The 8369-nt window shown below is 65.1% G+C and carries 8 protein-coding genes; 4 read left to right on the top strand and 4 right to left on the bottom strand.

Going from position 1 to position 8369, the window contains the following annotated elements; all coding sequences use genetic code 11:
- The 3 genes from fhuB to EN964_RS16320 all read left to right on the top strand — a co-directional run.
- A partial coding sequence (gene fhuB, locus EN964_RS16330; protein WP_306663832.1) for a Fe(3+)-hydroxamate ABC transporter permease FhuB occupies positions 1–2013 on the top strand: 2013 nt, incomplete at its 5' end.
- A gap of 109 nt (positions 2014–2122) precedes the next feature.
- On the top strand, positions 2123–3847 hold the full coding sequence (locus EN964_RS16325; protein ID WP_127276539.1) for an ABC transporter ATP-binding protein: 1725 nt from the start codon (positions 2123–2125) through the stop codon (positions 3845–3847).
- 98 nt (positions 3848–3945) lie between these two features.
- Positions 3946–4632, top strand: a complete 687-nt coding sequence (locus EN964_RS16320; protein ID WP_127269068.1) for a cysteine hydrolase family protein — start codon at positions 3946–3948, stop codon at positions 4630–4632.
- Between the two features lie 6 nt (positions 4633–4638).
- Here the strand turns inward: EN964_RS16320 and EN964_RS16315 are convergent, their stop codons facing one another.
- Both EN964_RS16315 and EN964_RS16310 read right to left on the bottom strand, forming a co-directional pair.
- Positions 4639–5580, bottom strand: a complete 942-nt coding sequence (locus EN964_RS16315; protein ID WP_127269073.1) for an LLM class flavin-dependent oxidoreductase — start codon at positions 5578–5580, stop codon at positions 4639–4641.
- A 109-nt stretch (positions 5581–5689) separates the two neighbouring features.
- The gene (locus EN964_RS16310) at positions 5690–5845 is read right to left on the bottom strand and encodes a hypothetical protein (protein ID WP_127269069.1); all 156 of its coding nucleotides are present in this window, start codon (positions 5843–5845) and stop codon (positions 5690–5692) included.
- Positions 5846–6135: 290 nt separating this feature from the next.
- On the opposite strand from EN964_RS16310, the gene EN964_RS16305 reads away from it, so the two are divergent.
- Entirely contained in the window at positions 6136–6903 is a 768-nt protein-coding gene (locus tag EN964_RS16305; protein ID WP_127269070.1) for an SDR family NAD(P)-dependent oxidoreductase, read from the top strand.
- 97 nt (positions 6904–7000) lie between these two features.
- Here the strand turns inward: EN964_RS16305 and EN964_RS16300 are convergent, their stop codons facing one another.
- Positions 7001–7945 (bottom strand): ABC transporter permease, encoded by a 945-nt coding sequence (locus EN964_RS16300; protein ID WP_127269071.1) that lies wholly within the window; start codon positions 7943–7945, stop codon positions 7001–7003.
- The coding region (locus EN964_RS16295) for an ABC transporter permease (protein ID WP_164775839.1) at positions 7942–8369 on the bottom strand (428 nt) is incomplete at its 5' end. The genes EN964_RS16300 and EN964_RS16295, both read right to left, overlap by 4 nt.

The following is an 8369-nucleotide window of genomic DNA, read 5'->3' as shown; positions in this document are numbered from 1 at the left end:
GGCAGCGGCATGATCGCTCAGGCAATGTCCCTGCCGCGACAGCGCGACGGCATCGGCGCGTTCATCCTGCTGGTGGCCGTGCCCGCGGGCCTGGCACTGATGCTGACCATCTTCGATCTCATCAACCTTTTCCCGACGCACTTGTGGTGGCATGCGCTCACCGCTCCCGACACATCCGATCCAGCGCAGTTGCTGTATCGCTATGCCTTCCTCCCGCGTGTCGCCGTCAGCATGCTGGCCGGCGCGGCACTTGGTCTCGCCGGTGTCGTCATGCAGCATGTGCTGCGCAACCCGCTGGCCGAGCCGACCACGATCGGCACCAATGCCGGAGCGAGCCTCGCATTGGCGGCCGCCACCCTCTACGCACCATGGTTGCTGGAAGGTGGCCGCGAAGGCGTGGCGCTGGCTGGCGGCGCGCTCGCCACATCAGCCGTTTTCGCACTGGCGCGCGGGCGCAGCTTTTCGCCAGTGTCGATCATCATCGCCGGCCTCGTCGTCAGCCTCACTTTCGGCTCGGCCGGCGCGCTGCTGATGGCGCTCAACCGCGAATACACCGAGGAGCTGTTCATCTGGCAGAGCGGCTCGCTGGTGCAGAATGGCGACGCGGCGGTCCTTGTTCTGGCGCCATGGCTGCTGGCCGGCATCTGCGCCGCGCTCCTACTCTGGCGACCGCTACGCCTGCTCGACCTCAGCGACGACGGCGCGGCATCGCTCGGCACCCGGCCGGCCGTCATCCGCCTTGCCGGCATGACAGTCGCCGTCTCGCTTAGCGCGCTGGTCGTCGCCGAGGTGGGCGTCATCGGTTTCGTGGCGCTCGCCGCCCCGGCGCTGGCGCGGCTGGCCGGAGCGCGCACGCTTGGCCGCCGCCTGGTCTGGTCGCCGCTGGTCGGCGGTGCCCTGCTCTGGCTCACCGACCGGCTGGTGCAGCATTTGCCGTTCACCGGCGAAATCCCCGCCGGCACCGCGACCGCTTTGCTCGGCGCGCCGCTGCTGCTGTTCCTGTTGCCGCGAATGCGAACCACCCCCGAAAGGCAGGCCGACATGGTGTCGTCGATACGCCTGCCGACAAACGGCCTGCCGTTGATCGCGGGCCTGCTGGCGCTCATCCTCGCGGTTGTCCTCGCCATCGGCTTTGGCCGTGGCGCAGGCGGTTGGCACTGGATCGCATCCGCGGATTTGACCGAGCTGCTTGCCCTGCGCGCGCCTCGCGTCGTCGTCGCCCTGTCGGCGGGCGTCCTGCTCGCCGTCGCCGGCACGCTGATGCAGCGCATGACCGGCAACCCGATGGCCGCACCCGAGGTCCTGGGCATTTCCGGCGGCGCCTCTTTCGGCGTGCTGGCGCTGCTGCTGCTCAGCGACAGCTTCGACCGCTCAACAATGCTCGGCGCGGCCTTGGCGGGCGCCTTGCTGGCGCTGACGATCGTCGTGCTGGTCGGGCGACGCAATGCCCTGTCGCCGGAACGGCTGCTGCTTGCCGGCGTCGCCGTTGCGACGGTCGCGTCCGCCTTCGCCGCGCTGCTTCTGGCCAGCGGCGATCCGCGCATGGACTTCCTGCTCGCCTGGCTGTCGGGATCGACCTATCGCGCAACGCCAACGGATGCCTTCACCGCCGCAACGGTCGCGGTCACCGTCCTCGCGCTGGCGCCGCTGACCGCGCGCTGGCTCGATATACTGCCGCTCGGCGAAACCGCCGCGCGTGGCCTTGGCCTGCGACTGGGACGTGTTCGCGCCACATTGCTTGCGCTCACCGCATTGGCCACCGCAACCGCGACATTGGTCATCGGCCCGCTGAGCTTCGTCGGCCTGATGGCGCCGCACCTCGCACGCATGCTTGGCTTCCACCGCGCCGTGCCGCAGCTTCTGGCCTCGGCCATGACAGGCGGGCTGATCCTCGTTGCCGCCGACTGGGCAGGGCGGACGCTGATCTTTCCCTGGCAAGTGCCGGCCGGCCTCATCGCCGCCTTCGTCGGCGGCCCCTATTTCATGGCGCTGATGTGGAAAGGCAGGCAATGAAGTCCGTCCTGGCATATTGCCGCCCTTGCGCTGCCGATTGTAAGCAGCGCCCACCGATGACGGCCGGCGCGCTCACCGCGCCCGTCAAGACAGCTTGCGGTTCACCTCGATGATCAGACGTTTCCTTTCCTACTACGCGCCCTGGAAGGGGCTGTTCGCGCTCGACTTCTCCTGCGCGGTGCTGGCCGGCCTGCTTGAACTCGGCTTTCCCATGGCGGTCCGCACCTTCGTCGACCAGCTGCTGCCGCAGCAGGACTGGACCTTGATCATCATCGCGTCTGCCGGGCTGCTGGTGATTTACCTGCTCAACACCGTGCTGATGGCGGTCGTCACCTATTGGGGTCACATGCTCGGCATCAACATCGAGACCGAGATGCGGCGCAAGAGTTTCGACCATTTGCAGAAGCTGTCGTTCCGCTTCTACGACAACCACAAGACCGGCCATCTCGTCGGCCGTGTCACCAAGGACCTCGAGGAGATCGGCGAGATCGCCCATCACGGCCCCGAGGACCTGTTCATCGCCATCATGACCTTCGCCGGCGCCTTCGTGCTGATGTTCACGGTCAACATGCATCTGGCGCTGATCACGGCGGTGATCGTGCCTCTGATCGCCTGGGTGACGATGCGCTACGGCGACCGCATGGAGCGCAACTGGCAGGCGCTGTACCGGCGTGTCGGCGATTTCAACGTCCGCATCGAGGAGAATGTCGGCGGCATGCGCGTCGTCCAGGCCTTCGCCAATGAGGAGCATGAGCGCACGCTGTTCGCGCATGACAACCAGCGCTACCGCCAGACCAAGCTCGACGCCTACCGCATCATGTCGGCCAGCAATTCGCTGAACTATATGGGCATAAGGCTGATCCAGCTCGTGGTCATGATCGCCGGCAGCTATCTCGTCATCACGGGAGGCCTCAGCAATGGCGGCTTCGTCGGCTTCCTGCTTTTGGTCGGAGTCTTCGTACGGCCGATAGAGAAGATCAACTCGGTGATCGAGACCTATCCCAAGGGTATTGCCGGCTTCCGGCGCTACACCGAGCTACTCGACACCGAACCCGACATTGCCGACCGGCCAGGTGCCGTGACTGTGGGCGGCCTCAAGGGCGACATCGAATATCGCGGTGTCAGCTTCGGCTATGGCGACGGCAAGCCGGTGCTCAGGGGTATCGATCTCACCATCCACGCCGGCGAAACCATCGCCTTCGTCGGCCCGTCCGGCGCCGGCAAGACCACCATCTGCTCGCTGCTGCCACGTTTCTACGAGGTCAGCGCCGGCGCGATCAGCATCGACGGCATCGCAATCAGGGACATGACGCTCGCTTCGCTGCGCGGCCAGATCGGCATCGTCCAGCAGGATGTGTTCCTGTTCGGGGGCTCGATCCGCGAAAACATCGCCTATGGCCGTCTCGGCGCCTCCGACGAGGCTATCGCCGATGCCGCGCGGCGGGCGCAGCTCGACGGCATGATATCGGGCCTGCCGGCCGGCTATGACACGATCATCGGCGAGCGCGGCGTAAAATTGTCCGGCGGCCAGAAGCAGCGGCTGGCGATCGCCCGCATGTTCCTGAAGAACCCGCCGATCCTTATCCTCGACGAGGCGACGTCGGCGCTCGACACCGAGACCGAGCGCGAAATCCAGAAGTCGTTGGCCGAACTTGCCGAGGGCCGAACCACGCTGGTCATCGCACACCGGCTGGCAACGATCCGCGGCGCCGACCGCATCGTCGTCGTCTCGGAGTCGGGCGTCGTCGAACAGGGTTCGCACAGCGAACTGCTCCGCGCCGGCGGCATCTATCGGCGCCTGCATGACGCCCAGCATCTGGTGTCGTCGCGCTGATACGAAACCGCTGGAGCAATTCCAGGGAAAGTGTGAAACGGTTTCCGTTCGGAATTGCGTCAAGCAAACAAGTGCCGATCGAAAAACGGGAGCCAAAAATGATCAAGGCGACGCCCTTCGACTTTCCCTATGACGGCAGGCTGATGGCCGAAACCACCGCGCTGATCGTCATCGACCTGCAGCAGGATTTCCTGTCGACGACGGGCTACTTCGCCAGGCAGGGATATGATCCCTCGCCGCTCAGGGCGATCCTGCCGACCGTGAGCCGGCTGATATCAGCCGCCCGCAAGGCCGGTGTCAGGGTCATCCACACCAGGCAGGGCTACCGGGCTGACATGGCCGACATGACGCCCTACGAGACATGGCGCCGCAAGCGCGCTGGGCTCGAAGGCACCGAAATCCTGCTGCGCTCTGGTCCAGGATTCCAGATCGTTCCGGAGATCGACGTCGCCCCGCAGGACATCATCGTCGACAAGACCTGCAACAGCGCTTTCACCTATACGGATTTCGAACTTGTGCTGCGCGCGCAAGGCATCACGCATCTGCTGTTTTCCGGATGCACCACGGATGTCTGCGTCCACACCACGCTGCGTGAGGCCTGCGACCGCAATTTCCAATGCCTGACGATTTCGGACGCCTGCGCCAGCGGCGACAGACAAGCGCACGAAGCAGCCCTTCACATGGTGACGGTTGAAGACGGCGTCTTCGGCGCGCTAACGGGTTCGAGCGCTGTCATTGAAGGCCTGTCGCGGCTTGGCGACAGGCCCGAGGCAACAAAAGGCTGAAGAACTTCAGCCCGTTGCCCGCGTCTCCAATCCTGCACGAGACGCATATGCCCCAGGCTGGAATGCCTCGTGTTCGCGACGCGCCAGCGAATTGCGCAGCAGAGCGATCGTTTCCCGGCCGAGCGTTGCGATCTCGCGTGGCGTGTCGACGCCGACAATCATGAATTCATCGATCCCAAGGGCTGCATACGCAAGCAGCGACAGGGCGGCCTGGGCTGGTGGCCCGGCAACATCGACCGCCTTGTGGCCGGAGGCGGAAGCACCTTGGTGAATCCCGACCGGAAGCGCGAAGCGCAGCTTGCCGGCCCGACCATGTTCGGCGGCGGAGCGGCGCACCCGCTCCATCAATTGCCGGATCTCGTCGATCGAGCCGGGCGCCAATTCAAAGACATCGGCATGCCGGCCGGCAACTTTGAGTGCCGTTCCGGACTGCCCGCCCATGCGGATGACCAGGTCGGCGCCGTGCGGTCCCTTGCGCGGCACATAGCCGCCCTTGATGCTGTAGAACGTTCCTTCGTGGTCGAAGGGCCGGTCGTTCGACCACAGCCGCTTCAGCAGCACCAGATATTCGTCGATGCGCTGCCAGATGACGGTGTGCCCGACCGGCCGTGTTTCGGCGTCGGCGTCGCTCAGCGGCTCGCTGATCATTCTCAGCGCCAGGCGCCCGCCGCTTTTCCTGTCGATCGACGCCAGTTGGCGGGCCGCCACGGTCGGTTCGACCACGCCCGCCCAATGGGTGAGCACGACTTCCAGCGACGAGGTGCGATCGAGCACCTGGGCCGCAAAATCCATGTTGGTCAGCAGTCCGGCCGAATCGTCGATGACGATCTTGCGGAAGCCGCCATCCTCGATCAGCCCGAGCTTGGTCGCGGTCTCGGCAAAGTCGTAGAAAAAGGGAACCGCGGCATCGGCGGTCTTACCGGGAATATGCGTGAACTCGATCGGCATTGCCATGTCCTCCGTGGTGTCGGGCGCGCGAAAGCACGCCGAGGATTCGGTTCATTCAACTCCGATTGCCTGAAAGCGGTGGGCAGCTAAGCCCGGTCGATCTGACGACTCAGGGAATAAGGCCCAGCACAACGGCCCCGGTGAACACGAACGCAAGGGCAAAGACGAGATAGGCGAAAGCCCCGGCATAGGCCGGGCGAAAGGCCTGGGCATTGGCCGACCGCTGATCACTGCGATCCGTCTGGGCGTTCTGGATATAGGACATATCGACCTCCGTCTCGGCGGTTAATCTATAAAACTTGTAGACTTTGTCGATTGCTATTTTTAGGCCAAAGATGGAATAATTTTCTCCTATGGTGCTGGAAGTTGGTAGGCACTTGCTTAGAGGGAGCACTCTAACGGCCGATCCATATGGAGCGTCCGTTTTTTGCTTCTGCGTCCGAATGGACCTATGACCTTGCTTTCGCTGCGCTCAATTCGTGGATTGGCCGCCCGGCGCCGGCGCGGTAGCATCGCCCACCAGCAAAGCGAAATCGCCACACAGGGGGCAGAAAAATGGGCACAAGACTGGCCGGCAAGGTCGCCATCATTTCGGGGGGCGCGACGGGAATGGGTGGAGCGGCTTCGGAGCTGTTCGCCGCCGAAGGCGCCAAGGTGGCGATCATCGACCGCAACGGCGAGGCGGCCGCCGCAACCGCAGCGACAATCAGGGCGCGCGGCCATCTCGCCGAGCATTTTGTCGCCGACGTCTCCGACGAGGCACAGGTCGAAGCGGCCGTGAAGGGTGCTATCGAAAAACTCGGACCGGTCACCGTGCTGTTCAACCACGCCGGCACCATCGTGATAAAGCCCTTCCTGGAGACCACGGTGCAGGAATGGGACTGGCTGCATGCCGTCAATGTGCGCTCGATGTTCCTGATGACGCGCGCCGTTTTGCCCGGCATGATTGCGGCCGGCGGCGGCTCGATCGTCTGTACTTCGTCGATCTCGGCGGTGGCGGCGACTCCCAACGAAGTGCTCTACGACACCACCAAGGGCGCCTGCCACATGTTCGCCCGCGCCATCGCCGTCGAGTTCCGCGACCGCAACATCCGCTGCAACGCCGTCTGCCCCGGCTTCATCCGTACACCGCACGGCCTGCGCGAGGTCGCCGACCTCGGCAGGCTCGGCGTCGACGTCTCCGACGCGGCACTGGCCGCGCAGCAGGGCCGCATCGGCGAGCCGGAAGAGGTGGCGAGGGCAGCGCTCTACCTGGCCAGCGACGAGTCGAGCTTCGTCAACGGCACGCATCTGTTCGTTGACAATGGTTTTACGGCGATGTGAGGCTTTCCAGGGACAGGTTCTTCGTCCCAGGGACAGCTTGTCGCCCTTCCTCTACCCCGTCGATCGGGGGAGAGGAAAGGCACCAAGTCCTGCTCGTCTACCGTTCTTCCCGTCGAAACGGCTTGAGCAGCGCCGACGGTGCCGTCGCGTTGCGCGACATCACCGCCATGGCGACAATGGTGAAGATGAACGGCAGCATCAGGAACGCCTCGTAGGGGATGTGTCCGAGCCCGCTGGCCTGCATGCGCAACTGCAGCGCATCGACGAAGGCGAACAGCAGCGCCGCCCCCGCCGAGCGCCACGGATCCCAGCGGCCAAACACGACCAGCGCGATCGCCACCCAGCCACGCCCCGAGACGACGCCGAAGGTGAAGGCGTTGAACTGCGCCATCGACAGAAAGGCGCCGGCCAGCCCCATCAGCGCACCGCCGAGGATGACTGCCTGGAAGCGCGTGGCAATGACGCTGACCCCCGCCGAATCGGCGGCGCGCGGGTTTTCGCCGACCATACGCACCGACAGGCCCCATGGCGTGCGGTAGAGCACGAAGGCGGCCAGCGGAATGGCCAGGATCGCCATGTAGACCAGCGCGAACTGGCTGAACACCGCCGTCCCGAGCACCGGGATGTCCGAAAGGAGCGGGATCGGCAGTGTCTGAAACCCCTTGATGTTGGGCGGCACCGACTGCTGGCCGAAGATCAGCCGGTAGAGGAAATAGGCGAGGCCCGACGAGAACAGCGTCACGCCGATGCCGCAGACATGCTGGCTGAGGCCGAGCGCCACAGTGAACAGCGCATGCAGCGCGCCCATCAGCATGCCGGTCAGCACCGCAGCCAGCACGCCGAGCCACAGGCTGCCGCTGAGACTGGCGGCGGTAAAGCCGGTCATCGCCGACAACAGCATGATGCCTTCGATGCCGAGATTGAGCACGCCAGCCCGCTCCGAGAACATTTCGCCGAGCGTTGCAAAAGCCAGCGGCGTGGCGATGCGGATGATCGCGGCCAGGAAGCCGACCTGGAAGATCTGTTCGAACACCGCGCTCATCGGGCAACCCCGACGCGGCGGATGCGATAGGCGGTGAACAGCAGCGCCACCAGCATGGAAAGCAATGCGGTGCCCTGGATGACGTCGCTGAGGAAGGCCGGCACGCCGGTCGCCCGCGACATCGCTTCGGCGCCGGTCATCACGGCGGCAAGGAAGATCGCCGCCGGCACCACGCCGAGCGGGTTGAGCCGCGCCAGCATGGCAACAACGATGCCGGAATAGCCGTAGCCCGGCGAGATGTCGCTCATCACCTGGAAATGCACGCCGCCGACCTCGCCGACGCCGGCCAACCCGGCCAGCGCGCCGGACAGCAGCGCCGTCGAGATCAGCACCCGCTCGACATGGATGCCGCCATATCTGGCGGCTTCCGGGTTTTCGCCGGTGACCCTGATCCTGAAGCCGAGCGTCGTGCGCACGATCAGGA

The organism is Mesorhizobium sp. M7A.F.Ca.CA.001.10.2.1 (assembly GCF_003998575.1).
Classification (GTDB): domain Bacteria; phylum Pseudomonadota; class Alphaproteobacteria; order Rhizobiales; family Rhizobiaceae; genus Mesorhizobium.
This window is presented reverse-complemented; position numbering and strand designations above follow the sequence as displayed.

Bases quoted from the DNA above. Each gene is read 5' to 3' on its own strand.
- EN964_RS16310 (WP_127269069.1), bottom strand. From the start codon at position 5,845: ATGTCCTATATCCAGAACGCCCAGACGGATCGCAGTGATCAGCGGTCG.
- EN964_RS16315 (WP_127269073.1), bottom strand. From the start codon at position 5,580: ATGCCGATCGAGTTCACGCATATTCCCGGTAAGACCGCCGATGCCGCG.
- EN964_RS16305 (WP_127269070.1), top strand. From the start codon at position 6,136: ATGGGCACAAGACTGGCCGGCAAGGTCGCCATCATTTCGGGGGGCGCG.
- EN964_RS16325 (WP_127276539.1), top strand. From the start codon at position 2,123: ATGATCAGACGTTTCCTTTCCTACTACGCGCCCTGGAAGGGGCTGTTC.
- EN964_RS16320 (WP_127269068.1), top strand. From the start codon at position 3,946: ATGATCAAGGCGACGCCCTTCGACTTTCCCTATGACGGCAGGCTGATG.
- EN964_RS16300 (WP_127269071.1), bottom strand. From the start codon at position 7,945: ATGAGCGCGGTGTTCGAACAGATCTTCCAGGTCGGCTTCCTGGCCGCG.